Origin of the sequence: Streptomyces sp. NBC_00273 (assembly GCF_036178145.1) — a bacterium.
GTDB lineage: Bacteria > Actinomycetota > Actinomycetes > Streptomycetales > Streptomycetaceae > Streptomyces.
In genome coordinates this window covers 4,163,008-4,181,581 of the sequence record NZ_CP108067.1, presented here as the reverse complement: position 1 = coordinate 4,181,581, position 18,574 = coordinate 4,163,008, and the positions used below count along the sequence as shown (strand labels likewise).

The window sequence follows — 18,574 nt, the reverse complement described above, 5'->3', positions numbered from 1 at the left end:
AAGGCCCATGAACTCACGCCAGCGCCGCGGCGTCATCCTGCTGCTCCTGTCGGTCCTGTGCGCACTGGGGGCCTTCGCCGGAGTCCTCGTGGTGATCGGCGACGTCAACTCCAAGGTCGGCGCCGAGGTCGTCGCGTACCGGGCCAAGGGCGACATAGCCCCGTACAGCCCGCTGGCGGCCGGGCAGTTCGAGGAGGTCAGGATCCCCAAACGGTGGCTCTCCGGCACCGCCGTCACCGACCTCGGCGCGCTCAAGGACAAGATCGCCCTCACCACGCTCAAGAAGGGCTCGCTGCTCCAGGCGGACATGTTCGTCGACCGGCCGCAGCTCCAGCCCGGTGAGCAGGAGATCGCCATCATGATCGACGCCGCCACCGGCGTGGCCGGCAAGATCACCTCCGGAGCCAAGGTGAACATCCTCGCCACCTTCAAGGGCGCCAAGGACACCGACCCCTCGCGTTCGGTGATCATCGTCGCCAACGCCCGCGTCCTGGGCGTCGGCAAGCTCACCGCCCTGGACAAGGACAGCGACCGCAAGGGCCCCGCCGAGGCCGTTCCGATCACCTTCGCCCTGAGCACCAAGGACACCCAACGCGTCGCGTACGCCGAGTCCTTCGCGGAGCACGTACGCCTGGCCCTGGTGGCCCCCGGCACCGACTCGGCGCCCGCCCCGGGCGACCGCACGTACACCCTCGACGGGGACAGGTGAGGCCCGGATGACCACCCGAATCCTCCCCGCGGTCGGCGACCCGGACGCCGCGCGCGCCATCGTGACCCTGCTCAGCCAGCTCCCGGCCGCCGAGCCGGCCGCCCCCGTCCCCGACGCGACCACGCTCCTGGACACCCTCGCCCGGTTGGCCGCCGACTCCATCGACGAACTCCCCGAGGTCGTCCTCGTCCACGAGCGGATCGGGCCGGTGCCCGCCCTGGAGCTCATCCGGGAGGTCGCCCTGCGCTTCCCGGCCGTGGGCGTCGTCCTGGTCTCCTCGGACGCCGGCCCGGGGCTCTTCTCCGCCGCCATGGACTCGGGTGCGCGCGGCCTGATCGGCCTCCCGCTCTCCTACGAGGAACTCGCCGCCCGCGTCCAGGCCGCCGCCCAGTGGTCCGTGGGCGTACGCCGCCACCTGGGCGGGGGCGCCGCCGCCGACGTGTTCACGGGCCCGGGCGGCCGGGTGGTCACCGTCACGGGAGCCAAGGGCGGGGTGGGCACCACCTTCACCGCCGTGCAGTTCGCGCTGGCCGCGGCCGCCTCGGGACGGCGTACCGCACTGGTCGACCTGGACCTCCAGGCCGGCGACGTGGGCTCGTACCTCGACGTGCAGTTCCGGCGCTCCATCGCCGACCTCGCCGGGATCCAGGACATCTCCCCGAGGGTCCTCCAGGACGCCGTCTACGACGACGCCTCGGGCCTCGCGCTGCTCCTGGCGCCGGCGGACGGGGAGCGGGGCGAGGAGGTCGACGACCGGGCCGCCCGGCACATCGTCGGAGCCCTGCGCAGCCGCTACGAACTGGTCGTGGTCGACTGCGGCACCCAGGTCACCGGAGCCAACGCGGCGGCCGTGGAGATGGCGGACGTGGCGGTGCTGGTCACCACCCCGGACGTGGTCGCGGTACGGGCGGCGAAGCGCATGGTCCGGATGTGGGAACGGCTCCAGGTCCGCAAGGCGGAGGACACGGCGATGGTCGTGAACCGCTGGAGCAAGCACACCGAGATCCAGCCCGCCCTGATCGAGAAGATCACCAAGACCCGCGCCACCCGCACCCCGGTCCCGGCCGCCTTCAAGGAACTCCAGGCCGTGGTCGACGCGGGCCGCGTCCAGGACCTCGACAACCGCTCGACGGTCAAACAGGCCCTGTGGACCCTGGCCGGCGAACTCGGCCTCCTGTCGACCACCGACACCGCCCCGTCCGCGTCGTCCACGTCCTCCTCGGCGGCCGGCCCGGGCGCCTCCCTGGCGGTCCGCGCGAGCGGCCCGGTGGCCCGCCTGCGCCGCGGTCGGGAGGGCTGACGCATGCCCGCCCGCAGACCGGGGCGCGGGGACCGGGGCCAGGTGGCGATCGAGTTCGTGGGCACGGTGCCGCTGATCCTGCTGCTCGTGGCGGCGGTGTGGGAGTGCGTACTGATCGGGTACGCCTTCTCGCTGGCGGGCAACGCGGCGGACGAGGCGGCGCGGGCGGGGGCGGTGGCGAAGGAGGGAGCCCACGATGCCTGTACGGCTGCCGCAGGGGAGCACATCGGGGACGCGTGGGGCATGCGCGCGGTCTGCGTTCCCTCGGGCGACATCTACAAGGCGACCGTGACGCTCAAGATCCCCGTCCTCTACCCAGGGCTCAACTTCGGCGAGATCACGGGCACGGCCGGCGCGGCGATGGAAGGGGAGTGACATGAACCGGAACCGGAAGTGGCGCTCCGACCGGGGCCAAGTGGCGATCGAGTACATCGGCTTCGTACCGATCCTGCTGTTCGTCGCCCTCTGCGGGATCCAGCTGGGCTGGGTCGCGTACGCCGAGGAACAGGCGGACACGGCAGCTCGTACCGCCGCGCGCGTGGAAGCCCGTAACGGCAAGGGCGGAGAGGCGGCGGGTCGGGCCGCGATCAGCGGCGGACTGGCGGGGACCGCCAGTTTCGAGTGGGCCACGTCTCCCGACGCGGTCAGTGTCACCGTCACCCTCACCGCCAACTCCATCGTGCCGGGGCTCGACGCGCACAAGGCGTCGGCCACGGCCATCATGCCCAACGACGACCCGAAGGTGACCGGACCATGAGCCTGCGTTCCCGGGTCAACACTCCCGACGACCGCCACAGCCCGCGCGAGGACGGACGCCTGATCTCCTCCTACCGCGCCAAGCTGCTGGAGGAGATCGACCTCGCCGAGATGTCCGCGCTCGCGCCCGCCGAGCGCCGGGCGCGCCTGGAGCGCGTACTCGGCCACATCATCAGCCGCGAAGGGCCCGTCCTCTCCACGGTCGAGCGCGCCCAGCTGATCCGTCGCGTCGTCGACGAGGCCCTCGGACTCGGCGTGCTCGAACCCCTCCTCGAAGACGCCTCGATCTCCGAGATCATGGTCAACGGCCCCGACCACATCTACGTGGAGCGCGCCGGCCGGGTCGAGCAGCTCCCCATCCGCTTCGCCTCGCACGAGCAGCTGATGCAGACCATCGAGCGCATCGTCTCCACCGTCAACCGCCGGGTGGACGAGGCCAATCCGATGGTCGACGCCCGCCTCCCCAGCGGAGAGCGCGTCAACGTCATCATCCCGCCGCTCTCCCTGACCGGCGCCACCCTCACCATCCGCCGCTTCCCGCGCGCCTTCACCCTGCACGAGATGATCGCCCTCGGCTCGCTCGACGAGCAGATGCTGGTACTGCTCTCCGGCCTCGTCGGGGCGAAGATGAACGTGATCGTCTCCGGCGCCACCGGTACCGGCAAGACCACCCTCCTCAACGCCCTCTCCGGCCTGATCCCGGAGGGCGAACGCATCATCACCATCGAGGACTCGGCCGAACTCCAGCTCCAGCAGGCCCACGTCATCCGCCTCGAATCCCGTCCCGCGAACGTCGAGGGCAAGGGCCAGATCACCATCCGCGACCTCGTGCGCAACTCCCTGCGCATGCGCCCCGACCGCATCATCGTCGGCGAGGTCCGCGGCGGCGAGACCCTCGACATGCTCCAGGCGATGTCCACCGGCCACGACGGCTCCCTGGCCACCGTCCACGCCAACAGTTCCTCGGACGCCCTGATGCGCCTGCAGACCCTCGCCTCCATGTCGGAAGTCGACGTTCCCTTCGAGGCACTCCAAGACCAGATCAACAGCGCCGTCAACGTCATCGTCCAACTGACCCGCTTCGGCGACGGCTCGCGCCGCATCACCGAGATCTCCGTCCTCGAATCGCACGGCCGCGAACCCTTCCGGATCACCACGGTCTGCCGCTTCGGGGCCCAGCCGATGGGGGCGGACGGGCGCGTCCACGGCTACTTCGAGTACTACCCGCTGCCCCGCCGGATCGCGGAACGCCTCTACATGAACAACCAGCCCATCCCGCAGGCCTTCGGCGTCGCGCCGGAGGACCCCCTGACCGCCCGCGTCACCCGGACCGCCCTGTGAACCCACTCATCCTCGCCACCCTCGGCGCCACGCTGCTGGCGTGCGTACTGGTCGTCGCAGGCCTCCAGGCGTACATGGCCGGCCGCGCCCAGCGCGCCGCCCTCATAGAACGCCTCTCGGCGAGCGGCGTCCCGGAGCCGGTCGGCCGCCGGCGCCGCTTTCCGACGGTCGACCGGCGGCTGCGCAAGACGAAGCTCGGCCGCCGTATCGAGGTGAAGCTGGCGACCACCGGCCTGGACCTCACTCCCGGCGAGTTCTTCGTCTACATGCTGGGCTCGATCGCGGGGGTCTGGCTCATCGCGTCCTCCCTCCTCGCGCCGTTCTTCGGCCCGGTGGCCGGTGCCATCGGCGTCTGGGCGGCGAACGCCTTCCTCAACTGGCAGCGGGCACGGCGTACGGAACGGTTCATCAACCAGCTCCCGGACCTGGCCCGCATCCTCGCCAACGCCACCCAGGCCGGGCTGGCGCTGCGCACGGCCATCGGCATCGCGGCCGAGGAACTGGAGGCACCGGCGGGCGAGGAACTGGCGCGCGTCGCCGACCGCCTCGCCGTCGGCCACTCGATCGACGAGTCCCTCGGCGAACTCACCGAGCGCCTGCCGTCCCGGGAACTGGTCGTCCTCGTCTCCACCCTCGTCCTGTCGGCCCGCGCGGGCGGCGCGATCGTGGACAGCCTGCGCAACCTCACCGTGACGCTGGAGCAGCGCAAGGAAACGCGGCGCGAGATCCGCACCCAGCTGTCCCAGGTCACGGTGACGGCGTACCTGGTCCCCGCCATCGGCCTCGGATCCCTGCTGCTGGTCGACCTGGTGATGCCCGGCGCGCTCGACCGGATGACGGGCGCCTTCCTCGGCCAGACGGCCGTGCTCATCGCCCTCGGCCTCTTCGCCCTGGGCTTCGTCCTCATCCGCCGCCTGTCGAAGATCGACGTGTGAGGGGGCGGACGGAACGATGATCGGACTCCTTCTCGCACTGGCCGTGGCCCTGTCGGTCCTCGGCGCATTCCACGGCATCCGCCTGTACCGCGCGGACGTGAAGCTGCCCACGGACCTCGCGCTCGCCCTGGAGGTCGGGGCGACCCGTACGACGGCCGTCGGCTCCCTGGTGGACCGGATGGGCATCCGCTGGGCCCCGGCGGTGCTGCGCCTGATGGGGCCGGCACGGGTGGCCCGCAAGCGCCGCCAGATCGACATGGCGGGCAATCCGGCGGGCCTGACGATCGACCGCTACGCGGCACGGCGCGCGGTGTACGGCGCCCTGGGCGCCCTCGGCGCCTTCTCGATGCTGATCAACGGTCAGCTGGTCGCCGCACTCCTCATGGTGGCCTTCGGCCTGTTCTGGATCGAGGCCGGTCTGTGGTCGGCGATCCGGATCCGCCGCGACCACATCGAGCGGACCCTGCCGGACTTCCTGGACGTACTCGCGGTCGTCGTCAGCGCCGGGCTGGGCTTCCGGCAGGCGCTGGAGCGGGTGGCGGACAAGTACGAGGGTCCCTGGGCCGACGAAATCCGCATCACCCTGCAGCAGATGAACATGGGCGTCAGCCGCCGTCAGGCCTTCGACGAACTGCGCCGCCGCAATGACAGCGAACAGGTCGCGCAGTTCGTCACGGCCCTGCAGCAGGGCGAGGAGCTCGGCTCGCCGATCGTCGAGACCCTCATCGCGATCGCCGAGGACATGCGCCGCACGGACGCCCAGAACGCCCGGCGCCGGGCGGCCCGGGCCGTCCCGAAGGCGACGTTCGCGGTGACCATGTTCATGCTCCCCGGCACGCTGATCCTCCTGGTCTGCGGCTTCGTCTACGGCGCGAACGTCGACTTCGACGCGCTGTTCGGGGGTGGCTGAGCCATGGCCCGGCTGAGCGTGCTCATCGCGGACGGCAACCCGGTCATCAGGGCGGGCCTGGCGGCCATCCTGTGCACGGCCGAGGACCTCGACGTCATCGCCCAGGCGGCGGACGGGCGCGAAGCCCTGAGCCTGACCCGCCGGCACGCCCCGGACGTGATCCTGCTGGACGTCCGGATGCCGGGGGTGGACGGGATCTCCGCGCTGCCGCACCTGGTGCAGCTGGCTCCCGTACTGATGCTGACGTACAGCAGGGAAGCCGAAATCATCTGCGAGGCACTGTCGTTGGGAGCCGGCGGTTACCTCGTCCACGGCGAGTTCACGACGGACGACCTGCTGAGGGCGGTGCGCGACGCCCCGCAGGGCCGCCCCCACTTCACCCCGACGGCGGCGAGCGCCCTCCTTGCGGAGCTCCGAGCCTCTTCGCATCCGCAACGAACTGTGGCACCCTCTTCTGAGCGGATGCACAACTCTGTTGTCTTCGGGCTGAGTTCCCGGGAGGTGGAGATCATGGATCTGATCGCGTCCGGGATGAGCAACCAGCGGATCGCTGCGGCCTGCTTCATCAGCGAGAAGACCGTCAAGAACCACATCAACCGCATCTTCGCGAAGCTCCAGAGCGCCACGCGCAGCGAGGCGATCGCCCGCTGGCTGGGAACCGCCCGTCCAGGAGTGACCGGTCATGGGTAGACAGAGTGCGCAGTGGGTCCGTAATTGGGTCCCGGGACCCTTGGTGACGACTGGTGACTCGCCGTACCGTCCGCAGATCGGCACCGGTACCGGCCCGGGAGGGAACCCCCATGTCACAGAACACGCTGCTGAAGGCCGCCGTGGAGGCACGGATCAGGGTGAACGGCTGGACGGACACGGCCGTGACAAGGCTCCGCAAGCGCCACACGCACCACGACCGCGGCCAGACGGCCTTCGAATACCTGGGCATCATCCTGGTGGTCATCGTGATCGTTGGAGCAATCGTCGGTTCTGGTGTGGGATCGGAGATCACGAAGCGAATCAAGGAAGCGGTGGGGAACATCAAAGCCGGCTAGTGGATACGCGGGGGAAGCCTAGGCGTGACCAGGGGCAGGCGTTTCCCATCTACGTAGTCGTCGTGGCGGGTTTGCTCTTTGCCGCGCTCGCCTTCTTCGTCATCGGTCAGGCATCGGTCCGGCGAAGTGATGCCCAGGGGGCCGCGGATGCTGCCGCCTTGGCTGCCGGACGTGAGGCCAGGGAAGAGCTGCTGCTCGGTCTCGACCTCGCCGCGTTGAAGCCTGCGGACTGGAAGAGGGTCGTGGAGGGAGACCTATTCACGGCCGGTGAGGCATGCGCGGCGGCGGAAGCCTTCGCGGCGAAGAACGACGCAAAGGCGACGGAGTGTGACTCCTCCCGCCTCCCCAGGGTCACCGTCACGGTGGAGACGAACGGGACACTCGGAGAGTCGGTGATCCCTGAGACCGGCAGCATGCATGGAACCGCAACGGCCACCGCATTGATCGAGTCGAAGTGTCACTTGGGCTCGGCCCCTAGTCCGATCCCTAGCTCATCCCCCACCACTCCGGCTGGCGGCGGATCGCCGTCACCGACTCCGACTCCGACTCCGTTAAGGGTGACCTTCACCTGCGGCGGGGGACTGATCGAACTTGATCCGCTGAATCCGGGCTCACTCAAGGCTCTGACCAAGAAGCTGTTCAGCGTGCGACTCGTCGGCTGACGGGGAACCAGAGACAAGGAAGCGTTCATAGATGAGCATTCGGCGCATGGCGAAGGTCCGTGGGGGACTGGCTGTTGCAACTGCAGCGGTCACGGCCCTCACGTTGGCCGGGTGTGGCGGCGATGGCGACAGCAGCAAGCCGAAAGACCCGCAGAAGTCCGCAACGCCGCAACCTCAGGCAGCGGCTTCTCAGAACTCGACACCCAGCGCCAGCCAGGGGTCGGAGCCGACCGAGGTCATCGCGACGCTGAACGGACAGGCCGGCATGACCTTGCTGATCAACTCCGCGCACCGAGAGACCGGTGGCTTCCTTACCGTAACCGGGCAGATCAAGAACACAGGTAGCCAGTCGTACAAGGACACCGTCGCCTGGCGTGGGATCGAGCTCAAGGGGACCGGTGAATCCGTCGCAGGCGCGACACTGGTCGACAAGGCCGGGAAGAAGCGCTACTACGTGCTTCGAGACACGGAGTCCAGGTGCTTGTGCACGACGGGAGTATCCAGCGTCGATCCCGGTCAGGTGATCCCCTTCTTTGCTCAGTTCCCGGCACCGCCGGCTTCTACCACTGAGGTGGAATTCAGCCTCCCAACCTTCGCCACGGCCGCTGTCAAAATCTCTGGGTGACCCCATGACCACACGTCATCAAGTAGCTGCAACCGTCATAGTCTCTGCACTTGTTATCGCCGGGGGGCATCTCATCGGCGCCACTGCCGCCCACGCCGACGACGTCAAGCCATCCGTACCCCCCGGCACTGAGCCCTCCGCCGCCGCGCCCGTGCAGATCGATTCCAAAGCGCCCGGGCTCAAGATCCCGCAGGGCGGGACCCTCGCGCCCGTCAAGGTCCTCGACATCGCCGAGGTCGTCGAAGACCTCGGGGGTGAGCAGCGGCGGCAGGAGACCAATCAGACCGTCATGATGGCGCTGCAGTCCGAGGTGTTGTTCCCCGAGGACAGCGCCGTGTTCAACGCGCAGGCCGCCGCCCGGATCCAGGCCATCGCGCAGGAGATCAACACGCAGAAGGCCACCCGCATCCGCGTCTTCGGGTTCACCGACGACCAGGGCAGCTACGAGCACGGCAAGGAGCTCTCCAAGAAGCGGGCCGACGCCGTGCAGGCCGAGCTGGCCAAGACCGTCACCGATCCGAACGTCGTCTTCGACGTCCGCGGCTACAGCGAGGACTACCCGATCGCCGACAACGGCACCGAGGAAGGCCGCAAGAAGAACCGCCGCGTCGAGATCACCTTCCCCCGCAGCGCCGGCTAGTCAGCAGGTCCGCCGGTCCGCCGGCGCCGGTGGAGGCGGCCGCGGGAGGCCTCCACGATCGTGCCGAGGACGAGCGACTGGGCCAGTACGCAGAGGACCAGCTCGGCGAGGAAGAGCCACGTTGCGGGCTGGCCGTCCCCGAGGGCCGCGCCATGGGCCAGCGTCACGAACAGGAACAGCGGGAACGCGAACAGCGCGGGCAGCACCCAGACGAAGCCGGGGTCCGGGGAGAACAGCGTGACGCCCGTCGCGACGGCCACGGCGGCGCCGACGAGGCCCAGGTAGATCGCCGAAGCGGGGTTCGCGAAGGTCAGGCGGACGAGCGTGCGAGCGGTCATCGGTTCCCCCAGGAGTGCGTGGACTCCCTCCATGGTCGGGAAGGCCCGGGGTCCTGTCGTGAGTACCCGTACCCGTACCCAGGACGGGCACGGAGCGGCGCCCGTGGTCCGGCCCCTCCCCTGTGAGGGCCGGACCCGTGTGCGGGACCCGTGTGCGGGATCAGCCGAACTGGCCCGGCTGGTAGTCGCCCGCCGGCTGCTGGACGATCACGTTCATCCGGTTGTACGCGTTGATCAGTGCGATGAGGGTGACCAGGGCGGCCAGCTGGTCCTCGTCGTAGTACTTGGCGGCCTCGGCCCACGCCTCGTCCGTGACGCCGCCGGCCGCGTCGGCGATGCGGGTGCCCTGTTCGGTCAGTTCCAGGGCGGCCCGCTCGGCGTCGGTGAACACCTTCGCCTCGCGCCAGGCCGCGACCAGGTTCAGCCGCACCGGGTCCTCCCCGGCGTGCGAGGCGTCCTTGAAGTGCATGTCGGTGCAGAACCCGCAGCCGTTGATCTGGCTGGCCCGGAGCTTCACGAGCTCCTGCGTGGCGTGCGGCAGGGTGGAGTCGGAGATGACCTTGCCCGCGGAGTTGATGTACCGGGCGAACTTGGTCGCGACCGCGTTGCCGTAGAAGTTGAGACGCGCTTCCATCGTGATCTCCTTGCCGTGTCGGTCGTTACACAGCTCTGACGGAAAACGCGGCCCGGATGTGACAGCCCTACGGGACCGTGTGGCGTGACCTGCGTCACTCCCTCAGGAGGAGCTCCGCGATGTCCCGGGCCCGGTGGGCCGGCTCCGGGCCGGGGGCGAGGGCGGCCACCGTCGTCGCTCCCTCGGTCAGGATCAGGAGCCGGTCGGCGAGGGCGGGGTCGGCGGTCAGGTCGACCAGCAAGGCGTGGAGTTCGGCCTTGTGGATGCGGACGATCTCCGGGGCCGCCGCTCCCAGCTCCCCGTACGCATTGAGGAACGCGCAGCCCCGGAAGTCGGGCTCGGTGAACCAGTTCGCCAGCCAGTCGAAGACCGCGAGCACCCGCGCCCGCGGCTCGGCCGGGGCGAGGGCTGCGGTGCGCAGGGAGTCCAGCCAGCGCCGGTCGCGACGTTCCAGGTAGGCGGAGACCAGGGATTCCTTCGCGGGGAAGAGGCGGTAGAGGCGCTTGAGGGGCACCCCGGATGCGGTGCGGATGCGGTCCATGCCGACGGCCTGGATGCCGTGCCGGTAGAACAGCTCCTCCGCCGCGTCCAGCAGTCGGGTCCGCGCCTCTTCATCGTCCATGAGGGCAGGGTAGCCCGTTTCCCCTTGCGGCGAGAACGGCCGTTCTCGTACGGTGGGCGGCGAGGAGAACGATCGTTCTCGCCCTTCCCTTCCGGAGGTACCGCCGTGACACGTCCGCCCCTGCCGCCCTTCACCGAGGAGTCCGCGCGCGCCAAGGTCCAGGCCGCCGAGGACGCCTGGAACAGCCGCGATCCCGAACGCGTCGCCCTCGCGTACACGGAGGACTCGCTCTGGCGCAACCGCGACCGCTTCCTCACCGGTCGCGCCGAGATCCGCGCGTTCCTCGCCGAGAAGTGGGAGCGCGAGCTCGACTACCGGCTCCGCAAGGAGCTGTGGGCCTTCACGGGCAACCGCATCTCCGTCCGCTTCGAGTACGAATGGCACGACGGGGCCGGCCAGTGGTGGCGCAGCCACGGCAACGAGCAGTGGGAGTTCGCGGACGACGGTCTGATGCGCCGCCGCGAGGCGAGCATCAACGACGTCCCGATCGCCGCCGAGGACCGCCGCATCGTCTGATCCCGCCCATCCGGCCGGCTCGACCATCTCCTAGGCGCGCGAGACGGCCTGCTGCTCGTTCGTCGTCAACCCCTGCGCCGGCTGTGCCCGGGCCGGGCGCGCGGGCGTCGGGCACGTCAGGACGAGCAGCGCTCCCCGTGCCAGCCCTCTGCGCAGGTTCATGCCGAGGCGGGGCCGTGCAGGACCGGGGTGGCCGGGCCGGTGACGCCGACGTTCAGGCCGCCGTGGTCCGCCCGGGCCAGCTGGGCCGCCACTTCGTCGGCGGGGTTGAGGGCGACGAGGCGGCCCGCGATGCTGCGGACCCGCCAGCCGGAACCCTCGAAGTGCTCCTGGACTCGTGCCATCGCCCGGGCCGCCCGGTCGTCGGCCAGGGGCTCGGTCGCCCAGGTGTGGTGGACGTAGGTCGCGCCCTCGTCCTCCACCGTACGCAGGACCTCGCCGCCCGCCGCGTCGTGCCGGACGCGCAGGGCGTCGTAGATACGGCTCGAGTGCGCGAGCACCGCCTGCTTCGAGGCCTCGTCAGCGGACTGCGGCTGCGACTGAGACTGCGACTGTGACTGTGACTGCTCGGTGGGGGAGGTCGACGCCCCTGACTTCGGGACGTAGCACGGGGAGGTGATGGTGAGGATGGCGGTGCCGTCGCCGGTCGCCGGGTCCGTGACGCTGTTCTGGATGGTCATCCGGTAGTCGTCGGGAACCGTGCTCATGTGGACGCCCGTGCCCGGATCCGCCCAGTTGCCGTCCGACGTGGCGCTCTGGAACGTGTAGCCCAGCCCGACCCACGCATCGCGGGCCTGGCGGACCAGTTGTCGCCCGGCGGAGCCGGGAACGCCTTCGAGCCGGTAGCTGACGTGGACTTGCTGGCGATCGCTCTTGCCGTAGTCGGCCAGACATGCACCGGGCCCGTACCGACCGTCCCGTTTCGGGGTGGGTTTCGGCGACAGGGCGCCCAGCGTCTGCTGGACGATCTCCTCGGCGCGTGCGATGACCTGTTGATCATCCATGATCACTTTCTTCTGCTCTCCTGGTCCTGCACATGCCGCAAGGGCGAATGCGAGCCCGGTCAGTGCTGTTGCGGTCCTTCTGCGGCGATTCATTTCGCCTTCCCTGTCACGATGTTCGCCATGTTCCCGAGAGACTCGCCTTGCCAGTACTGCGAGTGTGCGGGCATGAGCTCCCCACCCTCTCCGACCGATTTGCCAGGGGCCACACCGAAGGTCCGGCCGCCGAATTCATCCGTGGACGGGTCCGTTCCGTACAGGATCGAGTGATCATCGAGGAGCTCGATGAGTCCGGGCGGGTAGAGGGGCCCGAACCACCCGCCGGCGACCGCTTTGGGGGAGGGGGCCCAGTTGATGAGGTCGTGGTCGGCCGTGGCCGCCCACACCTTGTCCGGCGGGACCCCCAAGTCCTTCGCGTGCTCCACGCCCACACCCGGGCTCCCGACGAAGATGACGTTGTCCACGGGCAGCTCGGGGTTCTCGGCCAGGGCCTTGCCCGCGACCAATGTCCCGTAGCTGTGGCCGAGGACGGTGGAGTTCACCGGGCCGTCGGTGTGGGCGGTGTCGACCCCGGTGAGGAACCGATTCAGCGGATCCTTCGCGGCGTCGGCCCAGCTGTCGCTGGCGGCCTCCGGCACGATGCTCTGGGGCGCCTCGTAGCCGAGCCAGAGGATCGAAGCCGTCTTCCGTGCGGGGTCCGCTTCCTCCGCCTTCTTCTGGAGGTCCTCGGCTCGCGCGAGGTCACCGTCGACGCCCGCCAGGGTCGAGTACGTCCCCGGCACGTAGGTCACCACGTTGTCCGCCGTGTCCGGGTTGCCGATCGACACGATGGCCTGGCCGTTCTTGGTGTCGGCGAAGCCCAGGAGGTAGCCCTCGGGCCGGTTGCCGGCCTCGGACTCGGTGAGCCGGTCCTGTACGTGCTGCATCCCGTCCAGCCGGTCCTGCATCTCCTTGCGCTTCGCGTCCCACTCCTTCCACGCCTTCGACTCGATCTGCGCGCCCTTGACCTCACGGCCGGTGATCGGGCTGATGTACTTCTCGTACCGGGGCGGCTCCTTGCCGCGCCAGGCGTCCAGTTCCACCTGGCGCGTGCCGTGGTTCTCGGCGAGGACGACACGGTTCGCCGTGTCGCGGACCTCGGACGGAATGCCGTCCAGAGCGCCGACGCTCGCGGGGTAGAGGGAGACGTACTCGTCCCGCTGCTCCTGGTTGAGGCCGTTCCACCAGGCGGAGTTCTCCGCGGGGGGCTTGCCGTGCGGGATGTCCGAGTCCTTCAGGTACTTGCTGGCGGCGTCACGCGTGCGCTGGAGGTCCTTCGCCGCATCGGCCCAGACCTTGTCGTCAACGCGCAGGCCACGTTCCACCTTGAGCTCAGAGAGGGCGGTGCGGTAGCGGGAGTCGATCTCCGCCGCCGTGTGGCACGCGGAGGCTATGCGCTGCGCTATGCCCTCGGCCCTGGCCTTGTTCGGGTTGATGACCAGACCCCCGCTTGGCGCGGGGGACAGCGGGTTGCTCGCCCCCGGGAGCAGCGGGCCGGCGGGGGTCGGGCCGGCCGTGCCCCCCTCGGCGGGCTTGAGGTACGGGCTGGACGGGGTGCCGGCCGGATAGGAGATCGAGCCGTCCTGGTGGACGGTGAAGCCGTAGCCCTCGGCCTCCTCCAGCGCCGCGTTGAGAAGGCTCTGCGGAGTGGCCACTTCGGCGGCGAAGCCGTTCAGGGCCGTACGAACGAGCCCGCACTCGGCGTGGATGTATTGGAAGTTGCGGGCCAGCCGGCTCAGGTCACCGAGGGCCGCATCGGCGGTCTGCGCCGTCTGGGTGTCGCGCAGCTTCGCGAGCATCTCGTTCTCGACGCGTCCTTGGCCGCGTAGGCACGGCTGCTGACTTCACCCCAGCCGTCCGCCGCCTCCTCGTACTCGGTCCGCTTGAGGTCCTTCAGGTGCTGCCAGGTCATCATCGGGCGCTACCGGCCTTGTCCGCGCGGTGCTCGCCGGCCGCACCGTCGGGGTGGAGGGCGTCGAACCCGCCCTTCACCCGGTGGTCGACCTCGCCGAACTCCTTGCCCGCGGTCTTCAACGAGCCCTCCAGCCGCGTGCACTCGGACCGGACGTCTTCGAGGCGACCCTTCCAGGACGTGCGCACCTCTCCGAGGACCGCGGGCAGCATGAAGCCTTCGAGGGTGGGGACGACGCCCTCGTGCGCGCTGTCCAGCCGGGTCAGGGCCGTACGGGTGGTGACGGTGAGTTCGGCGGAGACGCCGGAGGCGCTGGTCCACGGAGCCTGGCTCACATCGAGGTCCGTGCTGCCCCCACCGCCGCCCGCGGGTACGTTCGCCGACGCCAAGTTCATCCGGGGAGGAGCCGCGAACAGCTTCTCCCACTCGGGGCTGAGCCCCATGTTTCCCTCCCACATCACACGCCGCCGGATCCCCCGAACGTACGGGGGATCCGGCGGCAGGACATGAGTAGGCGTACCTATCTCCGCGGGGTCGGTCCGCGGAGTCCTACGCCTCGTGGTGGGCCTGGGTGATGAGGTCCGTGGCGACCTCCAGGGCCGCCAGGCGGGTCTCCTCCGGGTTGCCCTCGACGTGCTGGAGGAACATCATCCCGGCGTGCAGCGTGAACAGCGCGCTGACGCAGCGGACCTGGTCCGTCAGCGGGCCGTCCTGCGTGCGGAGCAGTTCCACCAGGGTGAAGAGCCGCTTCTTCACCGTCTCGCCGATGGTGAGCTCGCGCATCGTCGCCTGGTTCTCCTGCATGAAGCGGTACAGCACGGCGCCACCCGCCATCGCCTCGCTGTAGCGGCGCAGCACTTCGCGCTTGGTCTCCAGGGTGCGCGGCTGGCCCTCCGCCCACGTGATCAGCTCGTCGATGGGCCGGGTCAGGTCCTCGAAGATGCTGATGATGATGTCTTCCTTGGTCTTGAAGTGGTAGTACAGCGCCGCCTTCGTGACCTCCAGCCGCTCCGCGATCTCGCGCAGCGACGTCTTCTCGTACCCCTGCTCTGCGAAGAGCTCCAGTGCGACGTCCTGGATGCGCTGACGCGTGTCGCCACGGCGCCGCTGCGGACTGCTGCTGGACATGGCTCTCCCCAATTACTTACTTGACGCCCGGCTAGTTGCGGGTCTACCGTCCCCATTGTAATGAACTAGCCGGGCGGCAAGTAAGTGCCGGTGCGGGACGTAGTGCGAGCAGTAGGGCCAGGGGAGTGGACATGGTGGACAAAGTCAAGCCCGCGGGGACCTCGGGGGAGGTGAAGCCGCGCAGCGTGCGGGTCGTCCTCATGGCGCTCATGATCGCGATGCTGCTGGCCATGCTCGACAACATGATCATCGGTACCGCGATGCCCACGATCGTCGGCGAACTCGGCGGTCTGGAGCACCTGTCGTGGGTGGTCACCGCCTACACGTTGGCCACCGCGGCCTCCACCCCCATCTGGGGAAAGATCGGCGACATGTACGGGCGGAAGGGCTCCTTCCTCACCTCGATCGTCATCTTCCTCATCGGCTCCGCGCTCAGCGGCATGGCCCAGGACATGGGCCAGCTGATCGGCTTCCGCGCGATCCAGGGCCTCGGCGCCGGCGGCCTGATGGTCGGCGTCATGGCGATCATCGGCGACCTGATCCCGCCCCGTGAGCGCGGCAAGTACCAGGGCATGATGGCCGGCGTGATGGCCCTCGCCATGATCGGCGGCCCGCTGGTCGGCGGCACCATCACCGACCACATGGGCTGGCGCTGGTCCTTCTACATCAACCTGCCGCTCGGCGCGGTCGCGCTGGCCATGGTCACCGCCGTGCTGCACCTGCCCAAGAAGCGGTCGCAGGGCAAGATCGACTACCTCGGCGCCGCGCTGCTGACCGTCGCGATCACCTCCACGGTCCTGGTGACGACGTGGGGCGGCACCGAGTACGCGTGGGGCTCCGTCGAGATCCTCGCCCTCATCGTCGTCGGCGTCCTGTCGACCGCCGCGTTCCTCTACGCGGAGACCAAGGCCGCCGAACCCGTCATGCCGCTGCACATCTTCCGCAGCCGCAACTTCACCCTCATCTCGGTGATCGGCTTCCTCGTCGGCTTCGCGATGTTCGGCGGCGTGCTCTACCTCCCGCTGTTCCAGCAGTCGGTGCAGGGCGCCTCCGCCACCAACTCGGGCCTGCTGCTCCTGCCCATGCTGCTCTCGATGATGGCCGTCTCGCTGATCGCGGGCCGGGTCACCACCAGCAGCGGCAAGTACAAGATCTTCCCGATCGTCGGCGGCGCGCTCATGGTCGTCGGGATGTTCCTGCTCGCGACCATGGACACCGGCACCACCCGCCTCGTCTCGGGCCTCTACATGGCCGTCCTCGGCGCCGGTCTCGGCTTCCTGATGCAGATCACCATGCTGATCGCGCAGAACAGCGTCGAGATGAAGGACATGGGCGTCGCCTCCTCCTCGGCGACCCTCTTTCGTACGCTCGGCGGCTCCTTCGGCGTGGCCCTGATGGGCTCCCTCTTCACCACCCGGGTCACGGACACCATGGCCGAGCGCCTGGGCCCGGAGGCCGCCCAAGCCTCGGGCTCCGCCCAGCTGGACGCCGCGAGCCTGGCCAAGCTGCCCGAAGCGGTGCGCGACGCCTACCAGCACGCGGTGGCCGCCGGCACGCACTCCGCGTTCCTGCTCGGCGCGGCCATCGCCGTACTGGGCTTCGTGGCGGCCTGGTTCGTCAAGGAGGTCCCCCTCCGCGGTGCGGGCCCGGCCGCTCCGGCCGGCGCCGCGGACGACGAGAAGGCGGAGAAGGCGGAGAAGGCGGCCCCGGCCACCCAGGAGTCGCTCGCGCACTGACACCGAGTACGCGCCGCCAGGGAGGCGGCACCACCGGGACGGCCGGGGGTGCCGCCTTCCGGCGTGTCCGGGCGCCGCTACCCGGGGTCGTCCGTCTCCCAGGGGTACGCGAAGGCCCCGGGGCGCAGACCCCAGGCGGTGAGCGCGGCGAGCAGGCCGGCCTCGTCGGCGGCCTCGGCGGACGCGACGAGGACCGCGCCGATGTCGTAGTCGAAGCCGTCGAGGCGTTCGCCGTCGTACTCCCAGTGCTTCAGGCGGAAGCGGCGGCCCGTGTCGCCGCGCGCCCAGCCCTCGTCCCGTGCCCGGTCGTCGGCCCGGCTCCGGGAGGGGGTCACGTCCACGAACGCACGGCGGCCCGAGTGGGACGCCGGGACCTCCGTCACCAGTCTCCGGCCGAGGCGGAGCGCGGTCAGCTTGTCCACCGGCCAGTCGGAGCGGTCGTCCGGCGAGTCCGGCGAGTCCGGTGAGTCCGGCGAGTCCGGTGAGTCCGATGAGTCCGGCGAGTCCATGGACTCCATTCTGATCGAGTGCTCCGACCGGCGAACCTCCTTGCAGGCGCGCCGACTTGAGATGCAGAACGGATGCTGTCGAAGATCTGTCCGTTTCGGGCGTGTTCGTGCGGGCAGGTTGCAACTCCATGCAGGACTAAAGTCCCATCGGTCCCAACAGTCCCATAACAGGGAATTTATGGGCTATTTGGCTGGAACTTCCCGGCGGTGACGAACGTCCTGATCCACAGAACGCCCACACAGTGGATGGGGAGGGGACTGTTCATGAGCTTCTTGGCGCGTGCGAACAACAAGGGTGTCCGGGCCGGTGTCGCCGTCGTGGCCTCGGCCACCGCCGTGGCGGCGACCGTGTGGGGCGCGGCGGCCCTGTTCGGACCGGACGGCACCGCCGCCTCACAGCAGAACGTGGCCCGCCCGGGCGCCACCGACCACTCCGGTCGCGGCGACGACGGCCGGCCCGGGGAGCAGCCGCAGGGGATACCCGAGGGCATAGCCCACGCCTCCGAGGGCGGCGGCGACGCCGTCAACATCACCATCGACGACGGCCCCGACCCCCGCTGGACGCCGAAGGTGCTGGACGTACTGCGCCGGCACGACGCCAAGGCGACCTTCTGCATGGTCGGGCCGCAGGCCAAGGCCCATCCCGACCTGGTGAAGGAGGTGGTCGCGGCCGGACACCGGCTCTGCGACCACACCATGAACCACGACACGGCCATGGACAAGAAGCCCGTCGCCTACCAGGAACAGCAGATCCTGGAGGCGAAGAAGCTGATCGAGGAAGCCGCGGGCGGCGGCGCGAAGGTCGAGTACTACCGGGCCCCCGGCGGCGCGTTCACCCCCGACAGCCGGCGCATCGCCGCCGCGCACGGGATGCGGCCGCTCGGCTGGAACGTCGACACCAAGGACTTCGACAAGCCCGGTACCGCCGCGATCGTGAACGCCGTCAAGCGCGAGATAGGCAACGGCCCCACGGTGCTCTTCCACGACGGCGGCGGCAACCGCGCCCAGACCGTCGACGCCCTCGACCAGGTGCTGACCTGGCTCAAGGAGCAGGGCCGGCCCACCGGCTTCCCCGTCCGCACCGCCCCGGACACCCCGAACACCCACGCCGCAGACGCGCTCGACGCTCCCCGCTCCTCCTGACGCGCCCGCCGCCCCTGACACGCCGTCCGCCGGGCGAACGGGTGACGGTCGACGACGCGGACCCGCCCGCGT

General features: G+C 69.8%; 23 protein-coding genes. 15 read left to right on the top strand and 8 right to left on the bottom strand.

What is annotated here, in order from left to right; genetic code table 11:
* Positions 1 to 7: 7 nt before the first annotated feature.
* The 12 genes from cpaB to OG386_RS17750 all read left to right on the top strand — a co-directional run bounded on the left by cpaB (position 8) and on the right by OG386_RS17750 (position 8,924).
* On the top strand, positions 8 to 709 hold the full coding sequence (gene cpaB, locus OG386_RS17805) for a Flp pilus assembly protein CpaB (protein ID WP_328788982.1): 702 nt from the start codon (positions 8 to 10) through the stop codon (positions 707 to 709).
* A gap of 7 nt (positions 710 to 716) precedes the next feature.
* Positions 717 to 2,009, top strand: coding sequence for an AAA family ATPase (locus OG386_RS17800; RefSeq protein WP_328788981.1), 1,293 nt, complete (start codon positions 717 to 719; stop codon positions 2,007 to 2,009).
* A 3-nt stretch (positions 2,010 to 2,012) separates the two neighbouring features.
* Positions 2,013 to 2,384: a TadE/TadG family type IV pilus assembly protein gene (locus tag OG386_RS17795; RefSeq protein ID WP_328788980.1), complete on the top strand. Its 372-nt coding sequence runs from the start codon at positions 2,013 to 2,015 to the stop codon at positions 2,382 to 2,384.
* Between the two features lies 1 nt (position 2,385).
* Positions 2,386 to 2,766 (top strand): TadE/TadG family type IV pilus assembly protein, encoded by a 381-nt coding sequence (locus OG386_RS17790; protein WP_328788979.1) that lies wholly within the window; start codon positions 2,386 to 2,388, stop codon positions 2,764 to 2,766.
* Positions 2,763 to 4,106: a CpaF family protein gene (locus tag OG386_RS17785; RefSeq protein ID WP_328788978.1), complete on the top strand. Its 1,344-nt coding sequence runs from the start codon at positions 2,763 to 2,765 to the stop codon at positions 4,104 to 4,106. The genes OG386_RS17790 and OG386_RS17785 overlap by 4 nt, the downstream gene beginning before the upstream one ends.
* Positions 4,103 to 5,041: a type II secretion system F family protein gene (locus OG386_RS17780; RefSeq protein ID WP_328788977.1), complete on the top strand. Its 939-nt coding sequence runs from the start codon at positions 4,103 to 4,105 to the stop codon at positions 5,039 to 5,041. Before OG386_RS17785 ends, OG386_RS17780 begins: the two co-directional genes overlap by 4 nt.
* Before the next feature lie 19 nt (positions 5,042 to 5,060).
* Entirely contained in the window at positions 5,061 to 5,951 is an 891-nt protein-coding gene (locus OG386_RS17775) for a DUF5936 domain-containing protein (protein ID WP_327388496.1), read from the top strand.
* A 3-nt stretch (positions 5,952 to 5,954) separates the two neighbouring features.
* On the top strand, positions 5,955 to 6,641 hold the full coding sequence (locus OG386_RS17770) for a response regulator transcription factor (RefSeq protein ID WP_328788976.1): 687 nt from the start codon (positions 5,955 to 5,957) through the stop codon (positions 6,639 to 6,641).
* Positions 6,642 to 6,751: 110 nt separating this feature from the next.
* On the top strand, positions 6,752 to 6,997 hold the full coding sequence (locus OG386_RS17765) for a hypothetical protein (RefSeq protein ID WP_328788975.1): 246 nt from the start codon (positions 6,752 to 6,754) through the stop codon (positions 6,995 to 6,997).
* Positions 6,997 to 7,659 (top strand): pilus assembly protein TadG-related protein, encoded by a 663-nt coding sequence (locus tag OG386_RS17760; protein WP_328788974.1) that lies wholly within the window; start codon positions 6,997 to 6,999, stop codon positions 7,657 to 7,659. The genes OG386_RS17765 and OG386_RS17760 overlap by 1 nt, the downstream gene beginning before the upstream one ends.
* Positions 7,660 to 7,690: 31 nt before the next feature.
* Entirely contained in the window at positions 7,691 to 8,284 is a 594-nt protein-coding gene (locus tag OG386_RS17755; RefSeq protein WP_328788973.1) for a hypothetical protein, read from the top strand.
* 4 nt (positions 8,285 to 8,288) lie between these two features.
* Positions 8,289 to 8,924 carry an OmpA family protein gene (locus OG386_RS17750; RefSeq protein WP_328788972.1) on the top strand — a complete coding sequence of 212 codons (636 nt, stop codon included), beginning with the start codon at positions 8,289 to 8,291 and terminating at the stop codon, positions 8,922 to 8,924.
* Here the strand turns inward: OG386_RS17750 and OG386_RS17745 are convergent.
* The 3 genes from OG386_RS17745 to OG386_RS17735 form a co-directional block, all read right to left on the bottom strand.
* Complete coding sequence (locus OG386_RS17745) at positions 8,921 to 9,262, bottom strand: SCO4225 family membrane protein (RefSeq protein WP_328788971.1); 342 nt, start codon at positions 9,260 to 9,262, stop codon at positions 8,921 to 8,923. The genes OG386_RS17750 and OG386_RS17745 overlap by 4 nt on opposite strands.
* Positions 9,263 to 9,422: 160 nt before the next feature.
* Positions 9,423 to 9,896 carry a carboxymuconolactone decarboxylase family protein gene (locus OG386_RS17740; protein ID WP_328788970.1) on the bottom strand — a complete coding sequence of 158 codons (474 nt, stop codon included), beginning with the start codon at positions 9,894 to 9,896 and terminating at the stop codon, positions 9,423 to 9,425.
* Between the two features lie 94 nt (positions 9,897 to 9,990).
* On the bottom strand, positions 9,991 to 10,518 hold the full coding sequence (locus tag OG386_RS17735; protein ID WP_328788969.1) for a TetR/AcrR family transcriptional regulator: 528 nt from the start codon (positions 10,516 to 10,518) through the stop codon (positions 9,991 to 9,993).
* Between the two features lie 105 nt (positions 10,519 to 10,623).
* Here OG386_RS17735 and OG386_RS17730 point away from each other — a divergent pair, with 105 nt between their 5' ends.
* Entirely contained in the window at positions 10,624 to 11,034 is a 411-nt protein-coding gene (locus tag OG386_RS17730) for a nuclear transport factor 2 family protein (protein ID WP_328788968.1), read from the top strand.
* 158 nt (positions 11,035 to 11,192) lie between these two features.
* On the opposite strand, the gene OG386_RS17725 is transcribed toward OG386_RS17730, so the two are convergent.
* The 4 genes from OG386_RS17725 to OG386_RS17710 form a co-directional block, all read right to left on the bottom strand.
* Positions 11,193 to 12,038 (bottom strand): hypothetical protein, encoded by an 846-nt coding sequence (locus tag OG386_RS17725; protein ID WP_328788967.1) that lies wholly within the window; start codon positions 12,036 to 12,038, stop codon positions 11,193 to 11,195.
* An 89-nt stretch (positions 12,039 to 12,127) separates the two neighbouring features.
* Positions 12,128 to 13,873, bottom strand: coding sequence for an alpha/beta hydrolase (locus OG386_RS17720; protein WP_328788966.1), 1,746 nt, complete (start codon positions 13,871 to 13,873; stop codon positions 12,128 to 12,130).
* Between the two features lie 112 nt (positions 13,874 to 13,985).
* A complete protein-coding gene (locus tag OG386_RS17715; RefSeq protein ID WP_328788965.1) occupies positions 13,986 to 14,429 on the bottom strand; it encodes a hypothetical protein in 444 nt (147 codons plus the stop codon).
* Between the two features lie 106 nt (positions 14,430 to 14,535).
* Positions 14,536 to 15,114: a TetR/AcrR family transcriptional regulator gene (locus OG386_RS17710; RefSeq protein WP_327383526.1), complete on the bottom strand. Its 579-nt coding sequence runs from the start codon at positions 15,112 to 15,114 to the stop codon at positions 14,536 to 14,538.
* Between the two features lie 131 nt (positions 15,115 to 15,245).
* Between OG386_RS17710 and OG386_RS17705 the strand changes: the two genes are divergently transcribed.
* Positions 15,246 to 16,850: an MDR family MFS transporter gene (locus OG386_RS17705; RefSeq protein ID WP_328788964.1), complete on the top strand. Its 1,605-nt coding sequence runs from the start codon at positions 15,246 to 15,248 to the stop codon at positions 16,848 to 16,850.
* 77 nt (positions 16,851 to 16,927) lie between these two features.
* Here OG386_RS17705 and OG386_RS17700 read toward each other — a convergent pair whose 3' ends face one another.
* Positions 16,928 to 17,359, bottom strand: a complete 432-nt coding sequence (locus OG386_RS17700) for a hypothetical protein (RefSeq protein ID WP_328788963.1) — start codon at positions 17,357 to 17,359, stop codon at positions 16,928 to 16,930.
* Between the two features lie 273 nt (positions 17,360 to 17,632).
* Here OG386_RS17700 and OG386_RS17695 point away from each other — a divergent pair, with 273 nt between their 5' ends.
* Positions 17,633 to 18,502 (top strand): polysaccharide deacetylase family protein, encoded by an 870-nt coding sequence (locus OG386_RS17695; protein ID WP_443053310.1) that lies wholly within the window; start codon positions 17,633 to 17,635, stop codon positions 18,500 to 18,502.
* Positions 18,503 to 18,574: the final 72 nt, after the last annotated feature.

What these genes read in the sequence shown, in the direction of transcription:
- OG386_RS17770 (WP_328788976.1), top strand. Translation starts at nt 5,955, where the DNA reads ATGGCCCGGCTGAGCGTGCTCATCGCGGACGGCAACCCGGTCATCAGG.
- OG386_RS17720 (WP_328788966.1), bottom strand. Translation starts at nt 13,873, where the DNA reads ATGCTCGCGAAGCTGCGCGACACCCAGACGGCGCAGACCGCCGATGCG.
- OG386_RS17725 (WP_328788967.1), bottom strand. Translation starts at nt 12,038, where the DNA reads ATGGATGATCAACAGGTCATCGCACGCGCCGAGGAGATCGTCCAGCAG.
- OG386_RS17750 (WP_328788972.1), top strand. Translation starts at nt 8,289, where the DNA reads ATGACCACACGTCATCAAGTAGCTGCAACCGTCATAGTCTCTGCACTT.
- OG386_RS17710 (WP_327383526.1), bottom strand. Translation starts at nt 15,114, where the DNA reads ATGTCCAGCAGCAGTCCGCAGCGGCGCCGTGGCGACACGCGTCAGCGC.
- OG386_RS17795 (WP_328788980.1), top strand. Translation starts at nt 2,013, where the DNA reads ATGCCCGCCCGCAGACCGGGGCGCGGGGACCGGGGCCAGGTGGCGATC.
- cpaB (WP_328788982.1), top strand. Translation starts at nt 8, where the DNA reads ATGAACTCACGCCAGCGCCGCGGCGTCATCCTGCTGCTCCTGTCGGTC.
- OG386_RS17700 (WP_328788963.1), bottom strand. Translation starts at nt 17,359, where the DNA reads ATGGACTCGCCGGACTCATCGGACTCACCGGACTCGCCGGACTCACCG.
- OG386_RS17800 (WP_328788981.1), top strand. Translation starts at nt 717, where the DNA reads ATGACCACCCGAATCCTCCCCGCGGTCGGCGACCCGGACGCCGCGCGC.
- OG386_RS17740 (WP_328788970.1), bottom strand. Translation starts at nt 9,896, where the DNA reads ATGGAAGCGCGTCTCAACTTCTACGGCAACGCGGTCGCGACCAAGTTC.
- OG386_RS17705 (WP_328788964.1), top strand. Translation starts at nt 15,246, where the DNA reads ATGGTGGACAAAGTCAAGCCCGCGGGGACCTCGGGGGAGGTGAAGCCG.
- OG386_RS17755 (WP_328788973.1), top strand. Translation starts at nt 7,691, where the DNA reads ATGAGCATTCGGCGCATGGCGAAGGTCCGTGGGGGACTGGCTGTTGCA.
- OG386_RS17785 (WP_328788978.1), top strand. Translation starts at nt 2,763, where the DNA reads ATGAGCCTGCGTTCCCGGGTCAACACTCCCGACGACCGCCACAGCCCG.
- OG386_RS17715 (WP_328788965.1), bottom strand. Translation starts at nt 14,429, where the DNA reads ATGGGGCTCAGCCCCGAGTGGGAGAAGCTGTTCGCGGCTCCTCCCCGG.
- OG386_RS17765 (WP_328788975.1), top strand. Translation starts at nt 6,752, where the DNA reads ATGTCACAGAACACGCTGCTGAAGGCCGCCGTGGAGGCACGGATCAGG.
- OG386_RS17735 (WP_328788969.1), bottom strand. Translation starts at nt 10,518, where the DNA reads ATGGACGATGAAGAGGCGCGGACCCGACTGCTGGACGCGGCGGAGGAG.
- OG386_RS17745 (WP_328788971.1), bottom strand. Translation starts at nt 9,262, where the DNA reads ATGACCGCTCGCACGCTCGTCCGCCTGACCTTCGCGAACCCCGCTTCG.
- OG386_RS17790 (WP_328788979.1), top strand. Translation starts at nt 2,386, where the DNA reads ATGAACCGGAACCGGAAGTGGCGCTCCGACCGGGGCCAAGTGGCGATC.